Source organism: Streptococcus sp. 27098_8_73, from assembly GCF_041432495.1.
In the GTDB taxonomy this organism is placed as follows: Bacteria; Bacillota; Bacilli; order Lactobacillales; family Streptococcaceae; genus Streptococcus.
This window is the reverse complement of the sequence record NZ_JAPVZT010000015.1, coordinates 1-26,032: the sequence shown is the minus strand read 5'-3', so window position 1 is coordinate 26,032 and position 26,032 is coordinate 1. Positions and strand designations below refer to the sequence as shown.

Sequence of the window (26,032 nt, the reverse complement as noted above, 5' to 3'; positions counted from 1 at the left end):
TTGAACCTCCTTTATCTCTGCTGGCAGCACTCTTTAAACAATTCTTTTTGCGCTGAAATCTTTTGATCAATTTTGGATAGATCACGGTGCTCAATCATCTTTTGGCAGCGCTCCATTTCTAAATTCACCAATTTTTTCTTGATTCGCAGCATTTTTTTATTCATTTTGGCCTCGTCTAAAAAGCCAACAGTCATTTCTTCATTGGCAGACTCGACGTATTTATTTCGTAAACCAGCCAATTTTTCATGCAAATATTGTTTATCCATTTTTCTCCAAATGATTCCTTAGAAAGTTTTTAGCAATCTTGGAATCCTTATTTTCCTTTTAATTTCTCAATCATAACCAAAAAAGGCGGATTGTTAATCTGATTGATGGTCTTGTAAAGGGCAACGGTGAAGTCCTGCTGAGGCAGCTGACTGACGAAGTCTAGCACCGCATCTTTCTCAACCTCTCCACCATCATGCCCATAGTAAATCATGATAGCTGCACGGCCGCCTTTTGCTAAGCCTTGACAGACCTTTCCCAGAGCTTCCAGCGTCGTAGCGGGTCGGGTAATGACAGACTTGTCCGCCGAAGGCAGGTAGCCAAGATTAAAAATAGCGGCCTTGAAATGGTCTGTGTATTGGTCCAGACTCTCATGACCAGCCAAGATTAGCTGAGCATTGTCCAAGCCAGCTTCTGCCAAACGCTGGTGGGTCTTTTCCACAGCCTGCTCCTGAATGTCAAAAGCGTAGACTTGCTTAGCCAACTTAGCCAGAAAGAGGGTGTCATGTCCATTGCCCATCGTAGCATCCACTACGACATCTTCCTTGGTCACGACTTCTGCCAAAAAGGCATGGGCCATCTGTAAAGGTCTTAACATACGAATTTCTGCTCCTTTGCTTTACAGCCTTGCTTGCTGCCACGACGACGCATTTCTGCCTCGATGGCATTGAGAACTTCCCATTTATTGAGGCTCCACATGGGGCCAATTAACATATCTCGCGGGGCATCGCCTGTGATACGGTGGATGACGATATGCTCGGGGATAATCTCCAGCTGGTCGCAGACGATGGAGACATATTCCTCCTGACTGAGCAGCTGCAGCCGCCCCTCATGATAATCCCGCTGCATGCGGGTATTGGTCATCAAGTGAAGCAAGTGAAGCTTGATTCCCTGGATGTCATTATCCGTCACACAGCGGCGGACATTCTCCAGCATCATCTCATAGGTCTCTCCCGGCAGGCCGTTGATCAAGTGAGAGACAATCTCCGCCTTGGGAGCCAGCTTACGAACGCGCTGGACCGTCTCCACATAAAGCTCATAGGAATGAGCACGGTTGATAAGGTCTGAAGTTTCCTCATAAGTGGTCTGAAGCCCCAGTTCCACGGTCACATGCATACGCTCGGACAGGTCAGCCAAGTAGGCGATGGTTTCATCAGGCAAACAGTCGGGCCGAGTCCCGATATTAAGTCCAACAACGCCTGGCTCGTTGATGGCTTGCTCATAACGATCACGGATCACCTCAAGCTTCTCATGGGTATTGGTGAAGTTCTGGAAATAGACCAGATACTTGCGAACATCTGGCCACTTGCGGTGCATAAAGTCAATTTCCTTATAGAACTGCTCGCGAATGGGCGCATCAGGCGCCACGATGGCATCACCAGAACCCGAAACAGTACAGAAAGTACAGCCTCCATGCGCTACCGTACCATCCCGATTGGGACAGTCAAAGCCTGCATCGATGGGCACTTTAAAAGTCTTTTCTCCAAAAAGTTTTCGATAATAATCATTCAAAGCATTGTAAGATTTCATACCTTCCATTCTACCACAAAAAAGGACCTAGAAACAAAAATTTCCTCTTTCATCAAGAAAGAAGAAACTCATCGCTCCCACTGATAATGCTTGAGGTCCACACAGCCATTGGCCTTCAAGTCCACTCCCTCTGCCCAAAGCAAGTGCGCTTGCTCTTCCCAGCCTGGTGCCAGACGCCCTGTCGCATTGACCACCCGATGGCAAGGATGCTTGCCGCCATAAAGCTCCGACTGACTGAGGATCTTTCCCACCAATCGGGCGTTTTTAGGCCGCCCAATCAAACGGGCAATCTGACCATAGGTCGCCACGCGCCCAGCAGGAATCTCATCCACAAGAGCTAAAACCGACTTGATGATTTCTGGATTCAAAACGGATACCACCTCCTGATCTTACTTGCTCCTATCTTAAAGAAAGAGACTTTCTTTGTCAAGACAAAAAGGCCAGCAAAGCCAACCTTTCTCATCTCTATTTATTTCTGCTTTCCTGTGAAGCGCCATTGAAAGCGCAGCTTGTCATAAAAAGGAAATTCGATATTGAGAATGGCAAAGCCCATCAAGGCTCCTCCAATAACATCCGTCGGGTAGTGCACGCCCAGATAGACTCTGGATGCCATAATGGTCAAGATAAAGAGCAAGAGCAAGCCCTGTACCAGACGCTTAATTTGTTGATTTTGCATCCGTTGCTGGACAATGATAATCAAGGTCCCAACAACAATGGCTGTCGCCATGGCATGCCCACTTGGGAAAGAATAGCCCCCCTCTTCGACCAAATGTGAAATACTGGGCCGACTTCTTTGGTAGACGAGTTTAATCAGCTTAATCAAAATCCCATGTAAGACCAGATTTCCCGCCAGCAAGGCAGCTTCTAATTTCCATTTTTTATATAGGAAAAACAAGGCAAGAGCTGAAACCCAGATGATAATCCCCATCGGATCAATCACACTGGTCACTAGTTTGAAAAATATCGTCAAAGCTGCAGGCAAGTCTCCCCGCAACCAGGTCTGAATCGGGCTATCAAAGGCAACCAGCTGCTCTGGATAAAACTTGACCATGTAGCCTAGTATGACGAAAAGTAAAAGGGCAAAAGAGCCCTTTGTTAGATAAGATTGTTTATTTTTCATAGCGTTTTAGAACGGGCGTCAAAAGCGTGTAAATCAGCCAGAAAGCCACCGCCCAGATTACTCCTTCTAATAGGTTAAAGGGAACAATCATGGTCAGTAGATACTTACTTACACCAATCATCTGACCGATATCAAAGTTTGCAAAACGAGCATAAAGCGGAATGGCATAAAAAGCATTCAGCGCCAGCATACTTGCAGTCAAGGAAAGAGTCCCTAGGAAAGATGCAAGCAAATAGCTCATCAAATCTCTCTTCTTTTCCCAGAAAAGAGCAAAGAAGATGACATAGACCAGAATCGCCACAATATTAATCGGCAAACCGATCAAGGTTTCCACTCCATGACCATTTAAGGACAATTTTAAAACAGAGCGGATGAGCAGAACTGCTACAGAACTCTTAAAATCCAAGAGAACCAAGGCTAATAAAATCGGAATAATCGAAAAATCCAATTTTAGAAACTCGGCTACCAAAGGGATTTGATAGAACATGAGCAGGAAAGATAGTGCAGATAAAGCCGCTACTATCGCCATTTTGCGCGTATTTGTCATAACAGGTTCCTCCAATTTATAAAAATTAGAGAAGCTGGAAGGCTGCTAACACAAGGCCCGAAAAATCCTTTCAGAATTTATAAGAGTATATAAAATACCTCTTAAAATAAAATTAAAACGACCAACCGGCCAGGCAATAACGCCTTTCGTCTTCTCCCATCCAGACTATACTGTCGGTTGTGGAATCGCACCACATCAGCTTTCGCTCGCGGACTTATTTGGCTAAGATATTTTAGATTTATCTAGGCGTCACAGTCGAAGATAATACTTAAAGTATATCGAGACAAGACAACGACGAGAAAGCTAAAATAGCTAGTCAAATTTACCGCCGGTCGGGAATCACACCCTGCCCTGAAGACACTCTTATCATAACAAAAAAAGCCTGCCAGAGCAAGCTTTTTGATTGATGTAATCAAAAATAGTTCAACAGATGCCATTTCATGTTTACTCAGTCTTTATTTTCTTCTAAGTAACGTCGCGTCCAATCTTCCATCTCTTGATAAGAGTTGATGGGGGTTTGTTCCCCCGTTTTAGGATTGGTAGCTACAACATCTATTTTATCCTGACCGATTGGCGCAAACAAATGACGAAAATCCTCAAAGACAGACTCTTTTGTGTTTTGCCCCTTACGCAAATATACCCTAGAAATTTTTTCTTCTTGCACTAAGTCGAGCATATCTGAACATTCCTGATACAAATTAGACGTCTTAGGAAATTTTTCTTTAGTATCAAATCCAGAAAATGAGAGTGTCCAAGATATTATAGCCGAATGATAGGGTGTCATAGCATCATCTAAATTAGTATACATAAAACCCATTCCCATCTCCTCCCTATAATTCTTCGCATCAAAACCTTGTGGAGCTTCTTGAAACTTTTCTGCCTCTATATCCCAAAAAAGGTAACGACTACGACCGTTTTGGGTATTTGGGGCATCTTTATGAGTGACTTGCACGGCTACGTAATCTTTCCCATTATAGTAGACGGGATCATAGCCCCATGGTTGGAGCTGATAATCATATCTATATAGCTCCTTATAGAGATCAATCTTCTGTTTCTTAAAATCCTTCGTACGCAAGTCATGTAGAATCAGATACCAATAATCCCCCTCTAGCTGATGATTATTATTGCCAAGTCGTTCCTGCATCCTACGCTCCTGATATACCAGATAGTTTTGAGTAGGCCTTGCGCCACTTTCGCGACCTTCTTTGTCCAGGCCAACCACATACTGTTGCTTATCTCCAAATAGTAAAATCTTATCCACTTTTGTTGAAAAATCATCATACTTGACTTCGTCCTTCTGAACAGTGAGATGGTTGTATAGGAGCACTGCAGAAAAGATACTGATTAGAAGGAGGGTGCTGATGACCCATTTATGTTTTATCCATTTCATATTTACCTGCTTTCTAGGCAAATTCCCTGTAGCCTGAACTGGTGGGACAAGGCTATGTTACTTCAACTTATCCGCTTCATACTCATGCACCAAGTCCAGTCCTGCAAAGTTCTGTTGGCGCAGGGCTTCGTAGACGATCATGCAGACCGTATTAGAGACATTTAAGCTGCGGACATGCTGGTCATTCATGGGAATGCGCAAGGCCTTTTCTGGATGTTGGCGCATAAATTCCTCTGGCAAGCCCTTATCTTCACGACCAAACATGAAATAATGCGGCCCTTCTGCTGTGAAATTCTCCTCCGAGTAGACCTTCTCGGCAAACTTGGATATCAGATAGAGTCGTCCGTCCATCTGCTTCATAAAGTCATCTAGACTCTCATAGAAGCTAATATCCAGCTTATCCCAATAATCCAGTCCAGCCCGCTTCATCTTACGGTCGTCAATAGGAAAGCCCATGGGCTTGATGATATGGAGGGGAGAGTTGGTCGCTGCACAAGTACGGGCGATATTGCCGGTATTCTGTGGAATTTGTGGTTCAAAAAGGACGATATGATTTTGCTGAGACATAATTTTTTCCTGATTTTCATTAGAATAAAAAAATAGCCACACTGCCCGGAGTCAAGCTCAGCAAACAGCGTGGTTAAGGCATCATTAACTTACATCACAACAGGTTTGATGTAAATCAATGAGGGTACTTTCCTAGTATATCATTTTCTTCCGACAAGTCAATAAAAACGACCTCAAAAAGTGAGATTTTTGTAGGATTTCTTTTGAAACAGCTTCCTATTCTGTAAAAAACGACTTTATTGAGATTTATAGATGAAATTTTATATAAAAAAAGGTATGATAGATACATATTCGGGAGGAATAATATGAAAATTATCGTCGTCGGAAGCGGGAAGGTCGGAGCCGCCCTTTGTCGCTCGCTCGTTGCTGAAAAGCATGATGTCGTTTTAATTGAACAAAATGAAGCTGTTCTGAATCATATTACAAAACGTTATGATATTATGGGCATCGTTGGAAATGGTGCGAATTTTAAAATCTTGGAGCAGGCAGATGTTGCCCACTGCGATATCTTTATTGCCATGACTGAGCAGGATGAGGTTAACATGGTTTCAGCCGTTCTCGCAAAGAAAATGGGAGCCAAAGAAACCATTGTCCGCGTGAGAAATCCTGAATACTCTAATGCTTATTTTAAAGAAAAAAATATTCTAGGCTTCTCTTTGATGGTCAATCCTGAACTCCTAGCTGCTCGTTATATTGCCAATATTATTGATTTTCCTAATGCTCTGTCATTGGAGCATTTTGCCAATGGCCGAGTAACCTTGATGGAGTTTAAAATCAAGCCAGAAAGTCATCTCTGCCAAATGAATCTCTCGCAATTTAGGAAGCATTTCCCCCATGTTATTATCTGTGCTATTGAGAGAGAGGGCAAACTCAGCATTCCAGATGGGGATTTCACCTTGCAGCCATCTGATAAAATCTTCCTGACGGGAAATCGTTCAGAAATTGTCCGCTTCCACAATAAAATCCGACCAAGAGTCATCAAGAGCCTCATGATTATTGGGGCAGGTAAGATTGCCTATTATCTCTTAAATATTCTCAAAAATAGCAAGATTGAGCTCAAGGTCGTCGAGATCAATCGCCAGCGGGCAGAGTTCTTCAGTCAAGAATTTCCTGAGCTCTACGTGGTTAATGGAGACGGTACAGCCAAAGATATTCTACTCGAGGAAAGAGCTGCGCATTACGATGCAATAGCTACTCTGACAGGCGTCGATGAAGAAAATATCATCACCTCAATGTTCCTCAATAATCTTGGCGTTCAAAAAAACATTACCAAGATCAACCGGACAAGTCTCCTCGAGATTATTGACAATCAAGACTTCGCAAGTATTGTCACGCCAAAAGGGATTGCGGTTGATACCATTATGCACTTTATCCGCGGACGGAATAACGCGCAATTCTCCAGCCTAGAAGCCTTGCACCATGTAGCAAATGGCCAGATTGAAACGCTCCAATTCCAGATCAACGAAGGAAATAAAATGATCGAACAGCCTCTTTCTCAGCTCAAATTGAGGAGCGGGGTGCTGATTGCTGCTATCATTCGTCAAGGCGTAGCCATCTTCCCAAGTGGAGATGACTATTTGGAAGTCGGAGATAAGATCATCGTGACAACCTTGATTCAAAACATCGATAAGATTTACGATTTGTTAGAGAGGTAGCCCCATGAATAGACCTATGATTCGCTTTCTCCTCTCCAAACTCCTGCTCATCGAAGCAGCCCTCTTGTTGGTTCCAACAATCGTTGCCCTGATCTACCACGAAGATCTTGAAGTCTTCCTTTCTATCGGCGCGACAATGATTATTTTAGTGATTTTGGGTGGATTAGGTTCAGCCTTTAAACCTAAAGATGCCCACATTTACACTAAGGAAGGGGTACTGATCGTTGCCCTTTGCTGGATTCTCTGGTCCTTCTTTGGCGCTCTGCCTTTTGTCTTTTCTGGTCAGATTCCGAATCTAATTGATGCTTTCTTTGAAGTTAGCTCTGGCTTTACCACTACTGGTGCTACGATCTTAAACGATGTATCTGTCCTTTCCCACTCCCTCCTCTTTTGGCGTAGTTTTACCCACTTGATTGGAGGAATGGGTGTGCTGGTCTTTGCCTTGGCCATCATGGACAATGCTAAAAATGGCCACTTAGAGGTCATGAAAGCGGAAGTTCCTGGACCAGTCTTTGGTAAGGTTGTGTCGAAATTAAGAAACACCGCCCAGATTCTATATATTATCTATCTAGCGCTCTTTGCACTTTTTACTTTTCTTTATTTCCTCGCCGGCATGCCACTCTTTGATAGTATCGTCATCGCAATGGGAACAGCTGGTACGGGAGGCTTCACTGTCTTTAACGACGGAATCGCTCACTACAACAGTTCTCTAATCACCTATCTTGTCAGCTTTGGCGTTCTGACCTTTGGGGTGAACTTCAATCTCTACTATTATCTCTTGATTCGAAGATTTAAAGCCTGTTTTCATGACGAGGAGTTGAAAGGTTATCTCTGGATTGTCCTCACTGCCACTATTTTGATTAGCTTCAATGTTCTCCATGTTTACGGGGAATTTGCTAAAAGCTTAGAAATTTCATTTTTCCAAGTTTCCAACATCATTACTACGACAGGATTCGGCTATGGAGATACCGTACAGTGGCCCCTCTTCTCACAAGTCATTCTGCTGCTGCTCATGTGTCTAGGTGGTTCTGCTGGCTCCACCGCTGGCGGTTTCAAAGTGATCCGTGCCATTATCATCGGTCGCATCGCTAAAAACCAAATCCTTTCCACGCTTTCGCCAAACCGTGTTCTAACCATGCATATCAACGGTGCTGTTTTGGATAAAGATACCCAACACAAGGTTCTTAAATATTTAGCTGTTTATATTTTGATTATCGCAGCTTTGATTTTCATCATAAGTCTGGACAATAACAATCTAATGACTGTTACCAGTGCTGTCATCAGCTGTTTCAATAATATCGGACCAATGATTGGGACAACCGAGACCTTCTCTATCTATAGCCCATTTTCTAAATTCCTCCTCTCTCTTGCCATGATTGCAGGACGTTTAGAAATCTATCCTATCCTGCTTCTATTCCTACCAAGAACCTGGTCTAATAGATAGCAGGAAAATAGCTATCATTACTTGACTAAAGCCTGTAAAAACGGGCTTTTATCTTGTTCTAAAACTACCATATAAAAATTGCTCCTCGTACTCTTTGACACTTAACTTTTCAAGGACAATGTTATTTTTTCCCAATCCCGAATATATTTGGCAGCTGCCTTTCCGTTTAGGCAAACGGTACTTACATATCTATCAAATATCCCGTGAAATCAAAACTCGAAAGTTTTGGAGGGATCAAGACAAGTATGTGAACATGATCTGGCATCATCTTTTGTAGTAAATGATTTTTCTGCGATACTTGGGGAGTAAAGATGATATGATATGATATTTGCACATCCATTTGGTATATGATAAACTGCAACTGGTTTTAGCCATTTCTTTTTCCCCCTTTGTCTTACCTGAACAAATAGATTCTACCAGGAAAAAGAAATGAAAGCTCAAAGCCTTGGCAGCCACCAGCTTAGCTGATGTTTTTCTTGTTTTTATCGTAGAGAAAAACTGGCTTGAAGACATAATGAAATAAGACGGAAGCCCCTTCTTCCGTCTTATTTCTGGTCTCGAGACTCTGGAATCAATCGATTCCAAGCTCTTCGTTCTTCTTCTGCTGCTGGGTTTTCTTGTGATTATCATAGCGATCAAACAAGAATTTGGCGATTTCCTTGAGGATAGAATAGGTCGGGATTTCCACAATTATCCCCAGCACGCCATAGATATTGCTGGATAAGAGCAAGAGCACCATGATGGTAATAGGATGGACCTTCATCACACCACCAACGATACGGGGATAAAGAAAGATTATCGTTAGCAAAAGAACCTACATCAGCTTACTTTTATGAAACATTTGCCTCCTCCTATCAGTTATTTCTCATAAATTTTGTTATAATAAAGGAGTTTTAACGAAAGAGAGAGTAAAAATGGAAAAAATTATCAAACTGGAAAATGTAAGCTTGACTAAGCAAGGCCGAACCATCTTAAGAGATCTCAACTGGCAGGTGAAAAAGGGAGAGCATTGGGCCATTCTCGGTCTCAACGGCTCAGGAAAGTCTACTCTCCTGCGCTTGCTTATGGCTGAACATTGGAAGACTCAGGGCAAGGTGACGGTTCTCGGTACGGAATTTGGTGCTGGAGACATTCCTCAGCTGCGAACTAAGATTGGAGTAGTTGGCTCCTTCATTGCTGAGCGCCTGCCTAGCCATCTCACTGCCGAAGAAATCGTCCTGACAGGTAAGTATAAAAGCAGTATTCTCTACGCTCCTTACGGACAAGAGGAGCTGGACCAAGCTAGGGAAATGCTGGCTTCCATTGGCGGACAAGATTTGATTGGCCGGAGCTACATCAGTCTGTCTCAAGGGGAAAAGCAGCTCTTGCTGATTGCGCGCAGTCTCATGGAAAAGCCAGAACTGCTTATCCTAGACGAAGCGACCAGCGGTCTGGATCTCTTTGCCCGCGAGAACCTGCTGGATCAGATTGGTAAGATTACGCAGATGGAGCAGGCCCCAACCATTCTCTATGTCACCCACCATGTAGAGGAAATCACTGCTGCTATGGATCATGTCCTGCTCCTGAAAGAAGGAGAGATTATTGCCCAAGGTCCCAAAGAGGACATTTTTCACAAAGAGGTCATGGATCGCTTCTATCCTCAGCCAGTCGAGCTGATCGATCTGGGAGAAGACCGTTATTTCATCAAGGTGGAGAACAGGCCCTTATGAAGTAATTTTCTAACGCCATCTTCAAACTGAGCTAGGTTCTGATTCTGACCATGACTGCGATTGTCTTGCTTTTCCTGTCTGGGCAGATTCTGCTGTCCCATACTTATATCCCTTTAAGGATTGCTGAGGAGTCCCAATTCATCAGTAAGCCTTGGTATTTCTACCCCATCCTCCTGCTCTTTCTCCTCAGCCTCTTTTTAATCCGGCCCCTGTTGGAAAAGGTTCAGACTAAGTATTTTTTTCGGATTTTGTCCCTCACCTGACTAATGCTATGACAACGGGTTTTACCTTGTACTAAAACTACCATCTAAGAAAGCTTTGACTCTTAACTTTTCAAAGACAAGATCATTTTTTCCCAATCACATATATTAGAAACTATCTTTTCATTTAGTCCAACGATATTCACATAGTCCCCTCTCCCCAAAACTTTCGATTGTCATAAAATAACCCCTCTTGTTCTTCAATCTGAACAGGAGGGGTTGTTTTGAATGGAAATGAATCAGACTTAATTTTGTGTTATTAGCATTTTCATCACTTCATTTTAATCGTAATCAGCATACCGCCACCACGCTATTGTTGCAATAAGACCTAGAATACTTACCCCAAATAAACTGACAATGCTCCCAAAATTCAATAGTGCTTTTCCTGCAATACCACTTGCGAGTGCAGGAATAGCCCATGGAATGTATTTCCCAAAGTTAAGAGCAGAACCAAGCTGAGAAAGAATAATAGTAAAAATAATAAATGCCAGTGGTGACAAATATCCCTGGCCAAGCAATAGCGGTTTAATACTTCATTTAAAACAAATAAAACGATTGAGACAATGTCTCAATCGTTTTATTTAGCATAATCAACTGCTCGCATTTCGCGAATGACTGTGACCTTAATATTTCCTGGATATTCCAAGTTGTTTTCAATCTTTTCACGCACATCATGTGCCAAGATTGTAATCTTGTCATCCTTGATTTTCTCTGGACTGACCATGATTCGGATTTCACGACCTGCTTGAAGGGCAAAGCTTGTCTTAACCCCTTCAAAGCTATTCGCAATTTCTTCCAAATCTTGCAATCGCTTGATGTAGCTTTCCAGCGACTCACTGCGAGCTCCTGGACGAGCTGCGCTCAAGGCATCCGCTGCTGCAACGATGACTGCAATAACGCTCTCAGGTTCCACATCTCCGTGGTGGCTAGCAATCGTATTGATAACAACTGGATGCTCCTTATACTTACGAGCCAACTCAGTTCCAATTTCTACGTGGCTGCCTTCTACTTCTCGGTCGATAGCCTTACCAATATCATGGAGGAAACCAGCACGGCGAGCCAAGTTAACATTTTCACCCAACTCTCCAGCAATAACTCCAGCCAGTTTGGCAACCTCAATCGAGTGACGGAGAACATTTTGCCCGTAAGAAGTACGGAACTGCAAGCGACCCATGATTTTCATCAAATCAGGGTGCAAGTTTGGTGCTCCAATTTCATAAGCTGCGGCTTCACCATACTCACGAATACGATTGTCAATCTCTAAGCGATTCTTTTCGACCAATTCCTCGATACGAGCCGGATGGATCCGACCATCCTTGAGAAGAGCTTCCATGGTCATCCGAGCAATCTCACGGCGAACTGGATCGAAACCTGAAAGAGTAACCACTTCAGGCGTATCATCAATGATAACATCAATCCCTGTCAAGCTTTCAAAGGTTCGAATATTGCGACCTTCACGTCCGATAATCCGTCCCTTCATACTGTCATCAGGAAGATGAACCGTTGAATTGGTCTGCTCAGCCACATAGTCACCAGCAATCCGCTGCATAGCTTGAACCAAGATATCCTTGGCCACCTTGTCCGAACGCTCTTTGATATCCTGCTCCGCTTCCCGAATACGAGTCGCGATTTCCTTAGACAGCTTGTCCTCGGTCTTGGTCAAGATAATCTCACGCGCTTCCGTCTGAGTCAAGGACGCTACCCGCTCAAGCTCAGCTTCTTTTTGCTTCTCTAGCTCAGCTACTTGTGCTTCACGCGCATCAATGTGTTTAGCTTTATCAGTCAGACTTTGTTCTTTATGCTCCAAAGTCTTTTCCTTGTTGGTTAAATTATCATCTTTGCGGTCAAGACTACTTGCACGCTCTGTCAAGCGGCTTTCAATTTGTTTTAACTCCTGACGCTCAGACTTAAATTCTGCATCAACCTCTTCACGATATTTTCTGGCTTCTTCTTTTGCCTCCAAAAGTGCTTCTTTTTTAAGCGAACTGGTTTCGCGCATCGCTTCTTTGACAATCAAATCCGCTTCGCGTTCTGCCTGACCGCGTAAATTGGTTGCTTCTTGTTCAGCATTTAAAAGAGTAAGTTCCGCGGCTTCTTTAGATGCTTTCATCTTAACCGCGATTCCTACATACCCAATCACTAAACCAATGATGGCAGCAAAAACAAAAGCAGCTATCGTATATAAGCCCATGTTTTTACTCCAAATCTATTTAATTATTGAATTCAAAATTCCTTTTTATTCTATCATAAATAGCAGAAATTCACAAATCAATTTTTTGAAAAAGAAGCCTGATTTTTGCCTATTATTGGGCGAAAAGGCGCTAAATCAAAGAATTTAATATATAAAATTTTTTTATTTCCTAACTCTTATTTTTTTATGCTATAATCAAAAGGAAGTGTTTGAAATGTCGCTTTTGAAACCTGATCTCATTTTCAGGTTCCAATTTTAAAATTTTAAAGGAGAAATCATGTCTAAAGAAGTTATCATTGAAAGTTTTGAGCTTGACCATACAATCGTAAAAGCACCCTATGTTCGTCTCATCGGCGAGGAAACTGGTCCCAAAGGAGATATTATCTCTAACTTTGATATTCGCTTAGTGCAGCCAAATGAAGACTCTATTCCGACGGCTGGCCTGCATACCATCGAGCACTTACTGGCTATGCTTATTCGCAAGCGAATTGACGGTATGATTGACTGCTCGCCTTTCGGTTGCCGCACAGGTTTCCATATGATTATGTGGGGACAGCACTCAGCAACCGAAATTGCCCAAGTCATCAAATCTTGCTTAGAAGAAATCGCTGAAACGACTACTTGGGAAGATGTCCCTGGTACTACTATCGAATCCTGTGGCAATTACAAGGATCATAGCCTTTTTTCTGCCAAAGAATGGGCGAAACTCATTCTCAGCCAAGGGATCTCTGACAATGCTTTTGAGCGCCATGTCCTCTAAGCAGAGGAATTTTAATCTTCTAGGATTTTATTATTTGCGCTAAAAATAAAAAAATTAACCCGTCCTACTGGAAACAGAGGGCGGGTTTATTCTTATTATTCCTGCATAGCATAGCCGATGCCACGGACAGTTTTGATATAGCTGGTCTGCCCAGCAACGTCAATCTTACTCCGTAGGTAACGAATATAGACGTCTACTACATTAGTCTCAGTGGCACCTTCATACTTCCAGACACGTTCTAGAAGCTGCTCGCGACTCATGACTTTTGGACTACTCATCAGCGTCACCAATAGATCATATTCTCGTCGTGTCAAGGCAATCACTTCCTCTCCACGATAGACGATATGATTTTTCAAATCAACTCGTAGATTACGGTAAGCAGTCGGTGTTTTTAGCTTGCTACAATGCTGGTCGATAAAGTCCCGACCTCGAAAGATATCGGATACTTTCTCAACCAAATCACTGATAATAAAAGGTTTGACGGTATAGGAAACAGCAAAGCGCTGAATCTCATCTGCATGTTCTTTGATCTCTTCACGGCTGGCTAAGACGATAATGACTGAGGCCGGCTTGAACAAACTCAGTTGCCTAGCAAACTCACTAGCGGTCATATCCTGCAGGTCATAATTAAGCAAAAATAGATCATAGTCATTTTCTTTAGCTAGTGCCAAACCTTGACTTCCTGTCTCAACCACATCCAAAAGAAATGCTTCCTTTTGCAGTTCCAAAGTCACAAATCGTGCAAGATTCTTTTCATTTTCTACTAATAAAATTCGCTTTGCCATAGGCCTATCCTATTTTTCGTCATACCAAGAGTAGTGGAAGGTTCCTTCTTTGTCTTTACGTTGGTAAGTGTGAGCACCAAAGTAGTCACGTTGTGCTTGGATCAAGTTAGCTGGAAGGTCCGCTGAACGGTAGCTATCAAAGTAAGTAATGGCTGCTGAGAAGGTTGGTACTGGTACGCCAGCTTGAACAGCAAGAGCTACGATATCACGCACTGCTTGTTGGTACTTAGCAGTAACGTCCAAGAAGTACTCATCCAAAAGAAGGTTAGCAAGGTCTGCATCGCGGTTGTAAGCATCTGTGATCTTTTGCAAGAAACGTGAACGGATGATACAGCCATCGCGCCAGATAGATGCGATGTCCGCAAATGGCAAGTTCCAGTTATTTTCTTTAGAAGCTACACGCAATTGAGCAAAACCTTGTGCGTATGAAATGATTTTTGAGAAGTAAAGGGCTTGACGGATCTTTTCGATCAACTCAGCCTTATCACCTTCAAATTTGAAAGCAGCTGGTTTTGGAAGAACCTTGCTAGCATGTACACGCTCTTCTTTGTATGTAGAGATGTAGCGAGCAAATACTGACTCAGTGATAAGTGACAATGGAACACCAAGGTCAAGCGCTGATTGGCTAGTCCATTTACCAGTTCCCTTGTTACCTGCAGCATCAAGGATGTAATCTACGATTGGTCCATCCTGACCTTCATCATCTTTACGGCTCAAGATATCAGCTGTGATTTCGATCAAGTAGCTGTCCAATTCACCCTTGTTCCACTCAGTAAAGATTTCAGCCATGTCTTCTGCAGAAAGGCCAAGCAAGTGTTGCATCAAGTCATAGCTTTCTGCGATCAATTGCATGTCACCATACTCGATACCGTTGTGGACCATTTTCACATAGTGACCAGCTCCGTCAGGACCGATGTAAGTCACACATGGTTTGCCATCTTCAGGTGCTTTAGCTGAGATTTCTTCGAGAACATCAGCAACCAATTCGTAGGCTTCTTTTTGTCCACCAGGCATGATAGAAGGACCTTCAAGGGCACCTTTCTCACCACCAGAAACACCAGTTCCGATAAAGTTGATACCAGAGTTTGCCAATTCTTCATTACGACGGATGGTATCTTTGTAGAATGTGTTTCCGCCGTCGATCAAGATATCACCCTTGTCAAGGTGAGGAAGAAGAGCTTGGATAGTTGCATCTGTACCAGGTCCGGCTTGAACCATGAGCATGATACGACGAGGTTTTTCGATAGATTGAACGAAAGACTCTACATCGTAGCTAGGTACAAATTTCTTTTCTGGATGGCAAGCAATCACGTCTTCTGTTTTTTCTTTGCTACGGTTGTAAATGGCAACTGTATAACCACGAGATTCGATATTTAGGGCAAGGTTACGACCCATTACGGCCATACCTACGACACCAAAGTTAGCTTTTGTCATTTTCTACTCCTATAGACTTAGTTGTTTAATCTGTTATATTTTAACATTTTTACATGGTAATGAAAAGTATTTAGCTGATAGAAATGCTTTTCTGTGGGAGGACACGCAAACAGCCAGAAGTTTCAACTCCCAGCTGTTTGGATATCATAGATACATTTGGATTTATTTCTCATCAACTTCGATGACAGCTTGTTCATCTTGTTTAAGCTTGTTGACAGTCATATTGACGCCAAGTGCTCCAGCTAACAGTTGACGAATGTCAAAGCCTGCCCCTTGAGAAACTTGATCAATGCTCTGCATGATGTCGCCGACCATTTTAGAAGCGTTGCCTTCACCATACATGGTAATCTTATCTACCTTGGTCAATGGCTCTGCCACCGCACGAGCGATTTCTGGCAATTTATCGACAATCATCTCCGTAATCGCAGCTTCCTGCATCTTCTTCATGGCTTCTGCTTTCTTGTCCAAACCTTGGGCTTCCGCTTCTAGTTTAAGACGAATGGCTTCCGCTTCTGCACGTCCTTTGGCTTCAATAGCTTCTGCTTCTTGCAATTGCGCAAATTTCTCAGCCTCGGCTTGAGCCTTTCGGGCTTCGGCTTCTTTTTGTGTTTCAAAGAGTTCCGCTTCGGCCTGACGCTGACGTTCAATCAATTGCGCTTCTGCGGCCTGTTGACGGGCATATTTTTCAGCTTCGGCTTGCTTGCGGATATTGGCATCCAATTCCTGCTCACGGACCTTAACTTCCCGTTCTTTGACTTCCGCTTCCTTTTCCTGCTTCATGATGTTGGCTTCTGCCGCCACACGTTCTTGTTCACGACGTTGGATTTCAGCCTCAATCCCTTTAGCCGCGTCCGCTTTAGCTTGCGCAATATCTGCCTCCTGCTTGAGGGCTGCTTGTTTCAGTTTGAGTTCATTTTGCTTTTGAGCAATTTCCAAGTCAGCGGCCACGCGCTTGTCGTTAGCCAACTTGTCCTGCTCAGCCTCAACTTCCTTGCGCTCACGTTCAGCCTTAGCTTTGGCAATCAGGGCGTCTTTCTTAATCGTTTCGACATTTTCAATACCGAGGTTGTCAATAACGCCACCTTCGTCAGAGAAGGATTGAACGGTAAAGGCAATGACTTCCAGACCCATCTTAGCCAAATCTGGTGCCACGTTATCCTGTACCTTAGAGGCAAATTCCTGACGGTCATTGACCATCTTGCGCAGTTCCATCTGGCCGATTACCTCACGAAGGTTCCCTTCGAGAACATCTTGGACAGAGTTAGAAATATCTGTTGTATTCCAATTAAGGAAGTTTTCTGCCGCACGCTCAATCATTTCATCCGTAGTACCAATCTTCAGCTTAACAGCCGCATCGGCACGAACGTTGATAAAATCAAGTGTTGGCACAGACTCAGAAGTACGGACGTCGGTAGAAAACTGCTCAATATCCAGATAAGAGCGCTGCTCTACAAAAGGAATCATGAAGCCAGCCTTACCTCTTAAATGACGCTGCTTACGCAGACCAGTAATAACGACTACTTCATTTGGCTTAGCATTGACATAGCCCTTAGCCAAAAGAATAATAAGCACAATGGCTGCAACGATTGCAAAAATCAACCAGCCTGGGATAAATAACATATCCATAGAAACTTCCTTTCTTTTCCAGAGCAATGATGAATGCATTGCCCAAATATATTTTTAGTTAGTATATCAAAAAATTAACAGTTTGCAAAACTTTTACTGCTACTTCTATCCAACTTCCAAAATCCCCCCTAAAACAAAAAAGATAGCTCCTCATTCATCAAGGAAACTATCCATGTTTTATTAGTCATTTCTTCCAAAGATACGAAGAATGCTGAGGAAGAGGTTGATAAAGTCAAGGTAGAGGCTCAAAGCTAGAGAAATAGCCCAGCCAAGACCTGCCTGTCCACCCGTTTGCTCATAGACATAGCGAATCTTTTGATTGTCCCAAGCAATCAACCCTGCGAAAATGACAACACTGACGTAGCTGACAATATAGTCTATCATGTCGCTACCAAGGAAAATATTGACAAAACTTGCAATCACAATCCCAATCAGGCCCGCAATCATAGCTCGGCCCATGCCAGATAAATCTTTTTTAATGATGACGCCCATGGCTGCCATAACAAGGAAAACAGCTGCACTAACTGCAAATGCTTTGAAGACCACGCCTCCTGTGTACATGGCCACAATGAAACTCATGGTAAATCCGTTTAGGGCTGAGTAGCTCAAAAAAAGGGGAAGAGCAGCTGGACTATTGCGGAGTCCTCTGCTGGAAGCTGACCAAACCAAGGCCAGCTCAATAAAGATAGCTCCATAGTAAATCCAGCTATAATGGAGCAAAATCTCAACTAGAGCTGTCTGGAAGGTCGTCAGCATTAGACCCGAAACCAGAGCAGAGATAGCAATTCCCATCCCGACAAATCCGTAGACCTTAGAATAAAAACTAGAAAGTCCACTGTTTTCTTGAATAATTGTGTTGTTCATAATGTCTCCTTTTTACATTTTAACTTTTCATCATCTTTCGATGATACTTTTTACGCCCACTCAGCTTTTGTCGCCAAGGTGCCGTCGCTTCTTTGATCGCCCAATACTTGTCCACCATGGTCACAACGAAGGATTCCTTGTAGCGTGGCGGTGCCAAGGTAGCTCCCCACATATGCTTGATGATAATATCTTCCTCTCGATTGAGCTTGGTAATCTTACGGGCATTTCGGACTGCTAGGCGGGGATGTACCCAGGCATGACTCTTTTTAAACTTGGTTTCGCGCCAGTCATAATAAAATAAATCATGCAATAGAGCGCCCCGTGCTGTACTGCGGGCATTCCAGCCAAGTTTTTTAGCAATCTTATAACTAGTATAACTGACATTGATCGAATGTTCAAGCCGATTAGAATGAATATGATGGGTAATTCCTTTTAAGCGTTGGACGCTGGGCTTCTCGATCAAATGCCCCACATAGGCCATAAATTCATCATCTTCTCTGTAAGGCATATCATCACCTCCATTTAGTTTTATTATAGAGAGATTTCTAAAAGCTAGCTTAAAGCAAACATCAGGATGCCAGCTGCCACAGCAACATTAAGACTTTCAGCCTGCCCCTTCATGGAAATATGAACCAAAACATCAGCCGCATCCGTCATTTCTTGGCTGATTCCTTTCCCTTCATTACCCATGACTAAGAGGAAATCTTCATTTTTTTCAACCTTTTGATAATCCACAGAATCTTCTGATAAGGTCGAAGCCAGAATTTGCAGGTCACTTTGACGAGCTAGGGCCAGCATATCCTCTCTGCTCACGCGATAAATGGGCAGATGAAAATGGCTACCCTGCATAGAACGCAAGGTTTTGAGATTGTAAATGTCAGCGGAGTGACTAGAGATGAAAACTCCTTGATAACCCGCCGCATCCGCTGTTCGGATGATGGTTCCGACATTGCCAGGATCCTGCACATCTTCTAAAAAGAGGTAGGCCCCTTCCAGCTTTTCTGGAATATTCTGCTCCTCAAAGGCTAATTCTGCAACGATTCCCTGAGGTGTCTTACTATCTGCCAAATCACTGAGAATCTCTGGACTGACAAAAATCGTCTGGGAAAAGGCTACCAAGCGCTCTTCGTACTCTGCCAAAGCAAAAATTCGTAGAATCCGTGCCTGACTGGCCAGAGCCTCCTCAAAAAGATGCCAGCCCTCAATCAAATACGACTCGCTACGATATTTTTTTTGATGCAGCTTTTTAGCTTTTTTTACCACATTATTGGCTTTTGAGGTTATAATATTCATAAATACATTATAACACAATCTAGCGGTTTTGAACTCATCCTCTAGACTTAGCCGCAGAGAAAATCTTGTCCCAAGCAGCCAGCTAGTCGCTACACTATGGGCTGAGAAGCGAGTTTCAAACCGCTACAAAAGGAGGTAACGATGCAAAAAGTAAGAATGATTGCGCAAGGACGGGTCCAAGGTGTCGGCTTTCGTTGGGGCGTTTATTCCCTCGCTCTGCAAATCGGCGGGATTACCGGTCGCGTCTGGAATAATGACGACGGTACAGTCGAAATTTTGGCTCAAGCTGAAAGCTCTGCCCTCATGGCCAAGTTCATTCAAGAAATTCGCAAGGGACCAACTCCTTTTTCAAAAGTCAGCTATTTAGATGTCACCATGGCCAATTTTGAGTCCTATACTGACTTTAAAATTGCAAATTAGGTCTGGAGAACTATTGTATATTTCCTTAAAAAACAGTAGAATAGATAGGTATTATTTTTTTAGAAACAAAGGAAATGAACTCGTGAAAACATTTAAACGTATTTTATTCTCTGGAATGAGCTTGTCCCTCCTACTATTATTGACAGGGTGTGTCGGACGAGACAAGGCAGGCAATCCTTCTGGTATTATTTGGGACGTGCTTGGTCAGCCTATGGCAGATAGCATCCAGTTCTTTGCCAAGAATTCAGGCCTTGGTTATGGTCTAGCGATTATTATCGTTACACTCATCGTGCGGCTGATTATTTTCCCACTGGGAATCTATCAGTCTTGGAAGGCTACTCTTCAGTCAGAAAAGATGAACTACTTCAAGCCCATCTTTGCCCCTATCCAAGAACGAATCAATAATGCCGAAACTCAAGAAGAAAAACTAGAAGCGCAGCAAGAACTTATGGCTGCTCAAAGAGAAAATGGTCTGAGTATGTTTGGCGGCATCGGCTGCCTGCCTCTGATTATTCAGATGCCTTTCTTCTCAGCCCTCTTCTTTGCTGCCCAATACACAAACGGCGTAGCCAGCAGTACATTCCTTGGCATCAATCTAGGAAAACCTAGTCTAGTCTTGACTCTCATTGTCGGAGTACTCTACTACATCCAGTCACTTCTTTCCCTACATGGTATCGAAGATGAGACCCAAAAAGAGCAGATGAAGCGCGCTACTTATATGAGCCCAATTATGATCGTGGTTTTCTCTTTCATGTCACCAGCAGCTGTGACGCTCTACTGGGTAGTCGGTGGTTTCGTTCAAATTATCCAACAATTCATCATTAACTACTTAATGCGTCCTCGGATTAGAAAGCAAGTAGCTGAAGAATACAAAAAGAATCCTCCGAAAGCCATGAGCAATGCAGGTCGCATCAAAGATGTGACACCAAAAGCGAGCCAAGCAATCACTCAAAACAATAAAAAGAAAAAGAATCGCAACGCTGGTAAACAACGTTCTAGATAAATAAATTATCCATGTCCCTCCAAGATTTCCTATCTAATCTTGGAGGGCTTTTTTCCATTCCCCTAACAATACTAAAAGAGAGGCTGGGACAAAAGTCCTAGCCTCTCAATTGTCTTTGGATTGTCGAGCAAGACGCAGTGGTTGAGTGGGCTCTACTACGCTGATTCATCAGCTTCTACAGCCCTACTCAACTGTGCAGAGGTGGGACGACGAAATCGAATTCTAGCGAATTAGCGATTTCTGTCCCACTCTCTCTTTCTTAAACGTTTAATCAATATACTTCAACTTTCCACGGAAATCTTCCAGGCTTTCATAGCCTTTTTCTTTCATAATGGCCTTGAGTTCGGTGGTAATGCGCTCGAAGGCTGCCACTCCTTCTTTATGAAGGGTTGTTCCTACCTGCACCATACTGGCTCCACAGAGGATATGCTCAAAGGCATCGCGCCCTGTCAAGACACCCCCAGTTCCGATGATTTGGATTTCTGGTTTCAGGCGCTGGTAAAAGGCATGGACATTGGCCAGAGCCGTAGGCTTGATGTACTGGCCGCCAATACCGCCAAAACCATTTTTAGGACGAATGACCACTGACTCATCTTCTATATAAAGACCATTTCCGATAGAGTTTACACAATTGACAAACTTGAGCGGATAGTTGTTGAAAATCGCAGCGGCCTGATCAAAATGCACGATATCAAAGTAAGGAGGCAGCTTGATACCCAGAGGCTTAGTAAAATAAGCAAAAACTTCTGACAAGATTTTTTCTGTCGTTTCAAAATCATAAGCAATCTGTGGCTTGCCAGGGACATTTGGGCAGGAGAGATTGAGCTCAGTAATCCCTTTAAAGTCGCTTGCCTGCACTTTCTTAAGAATGGTGTGAGTTTCTTCTGGCGACATACCAACCAAAGAAAGGAAGAAAGTACGATTTGGCTCGCTTTCTTGCAGCTCCAGCAAGTAGTCAAGATAATAATCTAAACCATTATTGGGCAGGCCCATGGAGTTGATAGAGCCCAGTGGCACATCCTGATAGCGAGGTTCTGGATTACCTTGACGAAAGTCCAGCGTTGCCGTCTTAGTCACAAAGGTTCCTGCAGCAGAGTTTTTGACTTCTTCTAACTCTTCCACTGTCATACAAGCCACTCCTGCAGCATTCATCAGACAGTTGTCAAATTCAAAACCCGCAATTTTTGTCTTGGTTGTCGTCATTATTTTGACCTCATATTCCTTAATTTTCTCTATTATATCATTAAAATTCTTCCTATAAAAAATTTATCCTAATTTTCTAGCAAAAGGTTCGGCATTTGCACCTAGAATCTTCAAAAAAATATTATGGAAATTTTCAGAAAATTCAACTTTTTTCTTTACACCCTAAAAAAATTCTGCTATAATGGCTCGTGTAATAAAATATAACAACAAAAAGGAGAACGATATGACATCTGCTAAAGAATATATCCAAAGCGTGTTTGCAACTGTGAAAGCTCGTAATGGGCACGAGGCTGAATTTCTTCAGGCAGTTGAAGAATTCTTCAGCACTTTGGAACCTGTATTTGAAAAACACCCTGAGTATATCGAAGAAAACATCTTGGCACGTATCACCGAGCCTGAGCGCGTGATTTCTTTCCGTGTTCCTTGGGTTGACCGTGATGGAAAAGTGCAAGTCAACCGTGGTTACCGTGTTCAATTTAACTCAGCTGTTGGACCATATAAAGGCGGACTTCGTTTCCACCCAACTGTAAACCAAGGAATTTTGAAATTCCTCGGATTTGAACAAATCTTTAAAAATGTTTTGACTGGACTTCCAATCGGTGGAGGTAAAGGGGGATCAGACTTCGATCCTAAAGGAAAGACTGATGCTGAAGTCATGCGCTTCTGCCAAAGCTTTATGACTGAATTGCAAAAATACATCGGACCATCTCTTGACGTTCCAGCTGGTGATATCGGTGTTGGTGGACGTGAAATTGGTTACCTTTACGGACAATACAAACGCCTGAACCAATTTGATGCGGGAGTCTTGACTGGTAAACCTCTTGGATTTGGTGGTAGCCTGATTCGCCCAGAAGCAACTGGTTACGGTTTGGTTTACTATACTGAAGAAATGCTCAAAGCTAATGGTAACAGCTTTGCTGGTAAAAAAGTGGTGATTTCAGGTTCTGGTAACGTAGCCCAATATGCTCTTCAAAAAGCAACTGAACTTGGTGCAACTGTTATCTCTGTATCTGACTCAAACGGTTATGTCATCGATGAAAACGGTATCGACTTCGATCTTTTGGTTGATGTTAAAGAAAAACGCCGTGCTCGCTTGACTGAGTATGTAGCTGAGAAAGCAACTGCTACTTACCATGAAGGTTCTGTATGGACTTACGCTGGTAACTATGATATTGCTCTTCCATGTGCGACTCAAAACGAAATCAATGGTGACGCAGCTAAACGCTTGGTGGCTCAAGGTGTTATCTGCGTATCAGAAGGTGCCAACATGCCGAGTGACCTTGATGCGATTAAAGTCTATAAAGAAAACGGAATCCTTTACGGACCTGCCAAAGCTGCCAACGCTGGTGGTGTAGCTGTATCTGCCCTTGAAATGAGCCAAAACAGCCTTCGCCTCTCATGGACTCGTGAAGAAGTTGACGGCCGCCTCAAAGACATCATGACAAACATCTTCAATACAGCTAAAACAACTGCTGAAACATACGGACTTGGTACTGACTACCTTGCAGGAGCAAATATCGCTGCCTTCGAAAACGTAGCCAACGCTATGATTGCCCAAGGTATTGTTTAAACCCTGAAATTTAAAAATCAGCTTGCTCATTTGAGCAGCTGATTTTTTGTCTATCAATGGATTGTAACGCTTTACCGAGCCGACTCTTTCAAAAGGGCCAGATATTCCTCTAAAACTAGATGATGTTTTTGCATATATTGTGCCGACTCTAGGCCAACATAACGATAGTGCCAATTTTCAAAATTCACACCAGTAATATCGCTTTTCCCTTCAGGATAGCGCAGAATAAAGCCGTATTTAGGGGCAATTTCCGCAATCTTATTTGCTACCTCATCATTCTGACCTTCTGGCTCGCTCATATCAATCGCCAAGCCTGTCTGATGCTCACTGGCACCTGGCAGCTGGATCCGCTTTTGCACTTCTTGCTCCGCTTCTTGCCGAGACAAGCCTTCTTCTTCGGCCAAAGCTAGGGCTTCTTCATATAGCTCTGTCTGCTCAGCTCGGCTACGATAGCCCGAAATCAAGGTTTCTCCCGGCGCAATGGTCTGAGCTGCAGCTAAAAATTGTCTGGTATTTTCAGCAATCCGACTATCTACCTGAATATCATCGATTTGGGTCAACTTAGGATGAGACTCTTCCTGTAAATGGTTACGATTGATTAAAGTCAACTCCCAATCATCAACTGACACCTTGGGCAAGTCAGAGGTCCAGACTCCCAAACCACGACTAATAAAAGTTAAGAAGTCTTCATCCATGTCTTGCACTCGCAATAGAGCAAACAGCAAACTGATCCCAATTCCTAGAAATAAGAGCCTATTTATTAGTCGAAACAGAGAGAGTTTTTTCCTTCTTTCGTGGCGACCTCGTCTCAAGACTTGTCCTCCAGCTCTTTCGCTCCAACTTCACGATAGGACATATCACCGATGGAAGCAACTGAAAATTGTCCATCTTCATAGTCTACGATGGTCACACTACCATTGCCTAGGCCATGAGGTTGCATGCGATTAATTAGATAGACAAAGGTTCCGATGGTCATGCCATGACTAACTACCAAAGCATTGCCACCACCCGCAGCCTCTAGCTCCTCAGCAATCTCTGAGAAGCCTTGCCAAATTCGGCCGCTGAGTTTTTCCCAATTCTCAGCCCAGCCAGCCGTGTCGACTTCTACTAAACCTTCTGCCAATTCAGCATAGCTGAGTTGATGCACATGGTCGATATTAAAGACCCTAGGCATAACTCCCATAAAAAGCTCACCATCATAGCCACCATCAAAGCTGCCAAAACACCACTCTCGAATGCGCTTGTCAAACCGATAAGGAATCTTTCCAGTCAAGCCCAGCTCTTCCAAAATAATTCCCATGGTCTGAATGGTTCGACCTGAATCACTGGATCTAGCTAGTTTAAAATCAATACCCGCTTTTCGCAAACCAATCCCTAATTCGTGGATGCCACGTTCGCCTTCTGCTGTCAACGGACTATCACTCCAGCCCTGAGCTCGTCCGATTGTATTAAACATGGTCTTACCATGCCGGATGAGGTATAATCTTGTTTTTGCCATACACTTCCCCCCTTATTCTCCTCTCATTATATCACGTTTCTGAAAAAAAGCAGTTTCTAAGATTGAAAGAAGACAGCTCAATAAAACTTAACTATTTCCATGATTTCTTTTAACTGTTTATTTCAGCGTCCAAAATTTTAGCGCCAACTTCACGGTAGGACACATCTCCCAAGATCTGAATCGTAAATTGCCCTTTTTCATATTCAACGACTGTCACACTGCCGTTGTCAACCTCAGGATTTTTGCTAATGGCTTTATCAATCAGATAAGCAAAAGTCCCGATGGTCATACTATGGCTGACAACCAAAGCATTGCCTCCGCCAGCAGCTTCCACTTCTTGGGCAATAGCTGTAAATCCATCTAAAATCCGCCCACTTAGTTGCTCCCAGGGCTCAGCCCAGCCAGCCGTATCCACTTCAACCAAGCCGTCAGCCAATTCTGGGAAAGTCAGCTCTTTATAATTATCGGTGTCACGCACCCTTGGAATCACTCCACGGAAAAGATCGCCACCATAAGCCCCGTCAAAGCTCCCGAAGCACCACTCTCGGATGCGCTTGTCAAACTTATAAGGAATCTTCCCGACCAAATCCAGCTCTTCTAGGATAATCCCCATGGTCTGAATGGTTCGACCAGAGTCGCTCGAGAAAGCCTTGGTAAATTCCAAACCAGACTCTCTCAGGCCAATCCCTAGCTCACGGATACCACGTTCGCCTTCTTCAGTTAAGGGAGTGTCCGACCAACCTTGAGCCCGACCAATGGTATTAAACATAGTCTTACCATGCCGGATGATGTATAATTTCGTTTTTGCCATGAATGTCTCCTTTTAATTAAGGCCACTCGTCTAAGAGTGGCTTATTTGTCTCACACTTGACTGAGCAAGGCAGAGGGAAAGAGAGTGG

At 43.3% G+C, this 26,032-nt stretch carries 26 protein-coding genes, 4 pseudogenes and 1 riboswitch; of the genes and pseudogenes, 8 read left to right on the top strand and 22 right to left on the bottom strand.

The genetic code is table 11. The annotated features are described in order from the left end of the window. Window positions 1-11: 11 nt before the first annotated feature. The 8 genes from O3651_RS09565 to O3651_RS09530 all read right to left on the bottom strand — a co-directional run bounded on the left by O3651_RS09565 (window position 12) and on the right by O3651_RS09530 (window position 5,418). Window positions 12-266, bottom strand: a complete 255-nt coding sequence (locus tag O3651_RS09565; RefSeq protein WP_062004380.1) for a hypothetical protein — start codon at window positions 264-266, stop codon at window positions 12-14. Window positions 267-313: 47 nt separating this feature from the next. Next, window positions 314-862, bottom strand: a complete 549-nt coding sequence (locus tag O3651_RS09560; protein ID WP_371610272.1) for a class I SAM-dependent methyltransferase — start codon at window positions 860-862, stop codon at window positions 314-316. Then, window positions 856-1,803: a TIGR01212 family radical SAM protein gene (locus O3651_RS09555; RefSeq protein WP_371610271.1), complete on the bottom strand. Its 948-nt coding sequence runs from the start codon at window positions 1,801-1,803 to the stop codon at window positions 856-858. Before O3651_RS09555 ends, O3651_RS09560 begins: the two co-directional genes overlap by 7 nt. Before the next feature lie 59 nt (window positions 1,804-1,862). Further along, on the bottom strand, window positions 1,863-2,162 hold the full coding sequence (locus O3651_RS09550) for an MGMT family protein (RefSeq protein ID WP_371610270.1): 300 nt from the start codon (window positions 2,160-2,162) through the stop codon (window positions 1,863-1,865). Window positions 2,163-2,263: 101 nt separating this feature from the next. Next, window positions 2,264-2,914: a phosphatase PAP2 family protein gene (locus O3651_RS09545; protein WP_371610269.1), complete on the bottom strand. Its 651-nt coding sequence runs from the start codon at window positions 2,912-2,914 to the stop codon at window positions 2,264-2,266. Beyond that, window positions 2,904-3,461, bottom strand: a complete 558-nt coding sequence (locus O3651_RS09540) for an ECF transporter S component (protein ID WP_371610268.1) — start codon at window positions 3,459-3,461, stop codon at window positions 2,904-2,906. The genes O3651_RS09545 and O3651_RS09540 overlap by 11 nt, the downstream gene beginning before the upstream one ends. 144 nt (window positions 3,462-3,605) lie before the next feature. Further along, a riboswitch (FMN riboswitch) is annotated at window positions 3,606-3,824 on the bottom strand. Between the two features lie 85 nt (window positions 3,825-3,909). After that, window positions 3,910-4,851 carry a hypothetical protein gene (locus O3651_RS09535; RefSeq protein WP_371610267.1) on the bottom strand — a complete coding sequence of 314 codons (942 nt, stop codon included), beginning with the start codon at window positions 4,849-4,851 and terminating at the stop codon, window positions 3,910-3,912. 57 nt (window positions 4,852-4,908) lie between these two features. Next, on the bottom strand, window positions 4,909-5,418 hold the full coding sequence (locus O3651_RS09530) for a tRNA (cytidine(34)-2'-O)-methyltransferase (RefSeq protein WP_371610266.1): 510 nt from the start codon (window positions 5,416-5,418) through the stop codon (window positions 4,909-4,911). A 305-nt stretch (window positions 5,419-5,723) separates the two neighbouring features. On the opposite strand from O3651_RS09530, the gene trkA reads away from it, so the two are divergent. Both trkA and O3651_RS09520 read left to right on the top strand, forming a co-directional pair. After that, window positions 5,724-7,073: a Trk system potassium transporter TrkA gene (trkA, locus tag O3651_RS09525; protein WP_005590884.1), complete on the top strand. Its 1,350-nt coding sequence runs from the start codon at window positions 5,724-5,726 to the stop codon at window positions 7,071-7,073. A 4-nt stretch (window positions 7,074-7,077) separates the two neighbouring features. Next, window positions 7,078-8,517, top strand: a complete 1,440-nt coding sequence (locus tag O3651_RS09520) for a TrkH family potassium uptake protein (protein WP_371610265.1) — start codon at window positions 7,078-7,080, stop codon at window positions 8,515-8,517. 48 nt (window positions 8,518-8,565) lie between these two features. Here the strand turns inward: O3651_RS09520 and O3651_RS09515 are convergent. Both O3651_RS09515 and O3651_RS09510 read right to left on the bottom strand, forming a co-directional pair. After that, window positions 8,566-8,892, bottom strand: a pseudogene (locus tag O3651_RS09515) (hypothetical protein). A 196-nt stretch (window positions 8,893-9,088) separates the two neighbouring features. Continuing rightward, window positions 9,089-9,307 (bottom strand): annotated as a pseudogene (locus O3651_RS09510) (AI-2E family transporter); the annotation flags it as partial. A gap of 124 nt (window positions 9,308-9,431) precedes the next feature. Between O3651_RS09510 and O3651_RS09505 the strand changes: the two are divergent. Beyond that, complete coding sequence (locus O3651_RS09505; RefSeq protein WP_371610264.1) at window positions 9,432-10,226, top strand: ABC transporter ATP-binding protein; 795 nt, start codon at window positions 9,432-9,434, stop codon at window positions 10,224-10,226. Between the two features lie 50 nt (window positions 10,227-10,276). Continuing rightward, a pseudogene (locus O3651_RS09500) lies at window positions 10,277-10,483 on the top strand (hypothetical protein); the annotation flags it as partial. Window positions 10,484-10,767: 284 nt separating this feature from the next. Here O3651_RS09500 and O3651_RS09495 read toward each other — a convergent pair. Together O3651_RS09495 and O3651_RS09490 are read right to left on the bottom strand one after the other, a co-directional pair. Continuing rightward, window positions 10,768-11,001: pseudogene (locus O3651_RS09495) on the bottom strand (bacitracin ABC transporter permease); the annotation flags it as partial. Between the two features lie 62 nt (window positions 11,002-11,063). Further along, window positions 11,064-12,677, bottom strand: a complete 1,614-nt coding sequence (locus O3651_RS09490; RefSeq protein WP_061422435.1) for a ribonuclease Y — start codon at window positions 12,675-12,677, stop codon at window positions 11,064-11,066. A gap of 277 nt (window positions 12,678-12,954) precedes the next feature. Between O3651_RS09490 and O3651_RS09485 the strand changes: the two genes are divergently transcribed. Beyond that, window positions 12,955-13,437, top strand: coding sequence for an S-ribosylhomocysteine lyase (locus O3651_RS09485; RefSeq protein ID WP_371610263.1), 483 nt, complete (start codon window positions 12,955-12,957; stop codon window positions 13,435-13,437). Between the two features lie 95 nt (window positions 13,438-13,532). Here O3651_RS09485 and O3651_RS09480 read toward each other — a convergent pair whose 3' ends face one another. The 6 genes from O3651_RS09480 to O3651_RS09455 all read right to left on the bottom strand — a co-directional run bounded on the left by O3651_RS09480 (window position 13,533) and on the right by O3651_RS09455 (window position 19,439). Next, a complete protein-coding gene (locus O3651_RS09480; protein ID WP_371610262.1) occupies window positions 13,533-14,222 on the bottom strand; it encodes a DNA-binding response regulator in 690 nt (229 codons plus the stop codon). Between the two features lie 9 nt (window positions 14,223-14,231). Continuing rightward, entirely contained in the window at window positions 14,232-15,656 is a 1,425-nt protein-coding gene (gene gndA / locus O3651_RS09475) for an NADP-dependent phosphogluconate dehydrogenase (RefSeq protein ID WP_048766212.1), read from the bottom strand. A gap of 162 nt (window positions 15,657-15,818) precedes the next feature. Continuing rightward, entirely contained in the window at window positions 15,819-17,282 is a 1,464-nt protein-coding gene (locus tag O3651_RS09470) for a flotillin family protein (RefSeq protein WP_125378834.1), read from the bottom strand. Between the two features lie 180 nt (window positions 17,283-17,462). Next, window positions 17,463-18,146: a Bax inhibitor-1/YccA family protein gene (locus O3651_RS09465; protein ID WP_045498897.1), complete on the bottom strand. Its 684-nt coding sequence runs from the start codon at window positions 18,144-18,146 to the stop codon at window positions 17,463-17,465. 19 nt (window positions 18,147-18,165) lie between these two features. Next, window positions 18,166-18,654 carry an HDIG domain-containing metalloprotein gene (locus tag O3651_RS09460; protein ID WP_371610261.1) on the bottom strand — a complete coding sequence of 163 codons (489 nt, stop codon included), beginning with the start codon at window positions 18,652-18,654 and terminating at the stop codon, window positions 18,166-18,168. A 44-nt stretch (window positions 18,655-18,698) separates the two neighbouring features. After that, window positions 18,699-19,439, bottom strand: coding sequence for a TrmH family RNA methyltransferase (locus O3651_RS09455; protein WP_371610260.1), 741 nt, complete (start codon window positions 19,437-19,439; stop codon window positions 18,699-18,701). Between the two features lie 141 nt (window positions 19,440-19,580). On the opposite strand from O3651_RS09455, the gene O3651_RS09450 reads away from it, so the two are divergent. Next, window positions 19,581-19,859 (top strand): acylphosphatase, encoded by a 279-nt coding sequence (locus tag O3651_RS09450; RefSeq protein WP_125373777.1) that lies wholly within the window; start codon window positions 19,581-19,583, stop codon window positions 19,857-19,859. A gap of 82 nt (window positions 19,860-19,941) precedes the next feature. After that, window positions 19,942-20,862, top strand: coding sequence for a membrane protein insertase YidC (gene yidC, locus O3651_RS09445; RefSeq protein WP_371610259.1), 921 nt, complete (start codon window positions 19,942-19,944; stop codon window positions 20,860-20,862). A 267-nt stretch (window positions 20,863-21,129) separates the two neighbouring features. Here yidC and O3651_RS09440 read toward each other — a convergent pair whose 3' ends face one another. After that, a complete protein-coding gene (locus O3651_RS09440) occupies window positions 21,130-22,065 on the bottom strand; it encodes a dihydroorotate oxidase (protein WP_371610258.1) in 936 nt (311 codons plus the stop codon). A 223-nt stretch (window positions 22,066-22,288) separates the two neighbouring features. On the opposite strand from O3651_RS09440, the gene gdhA reads away from it, so the two are divergent. After that, window positions 22,289-23,635, top strand: a complete 1,347-nt coding sequence (gene gdhA / locus O3651_RS09435) for an NADP-specific glutamate dehydrogenase (RefSeq protein ID WP_371610257.1) — start codon at window positions 22,289-22,291, stop codon at window positions 23,633-23,635. A 71-nt stretch (window positions 23,636-23,706) separates the two neighbouring features. Here gdhA and O3651_RS09430 read toward each other — a convergent pair whose 3' ends face one another. From O3651_RS09430 to O3651_RS09420, 3 genes are all read right to left on the bottom strand, one after another. Continuing rightward, on the bottom strand, window positions 23,707-24,447 hold the full coding sequence (locus O3651_RS09430) for a D-alanyl-D-alanine carboxypeptidase family protein (RefSeq protein WP_371610256.1): 741 nt from the start codon (window positions 24,445-24,447) through the stop codon (window positions 23,707-23,709). Beyond that, window positions 24,444-25,133, bottom strand: coding sequence for a histidine phosphatase family protein (locus tag O3651_RS09425; RefSeq protein ID WP_371610255.1), 690 nt, complete (start codon window positions 25,131-25,133; stop codon window positions 24,444-24,446). Before O3651_RS09425 ends, O3651_RS09430 begins: the two co-directional genes overlap by 4 nt. A gap of 109 nt (window positions 25,134-25,242) precedes the next feature. Further along, window positions 25,243-25,944 (bottom strand): histidine phosphatase family protein, encoded by a 702-nt coding sequence (locus O3651_RS09420; RefSeq protein WP_371610254.1) that lies wholly within the window; start codon window positions 25,942-25,944, stop codon window positions 25,243-25,245. Between the last annotated feature and the right edge of the window lie 88 nt (window positions 25,945-26,032).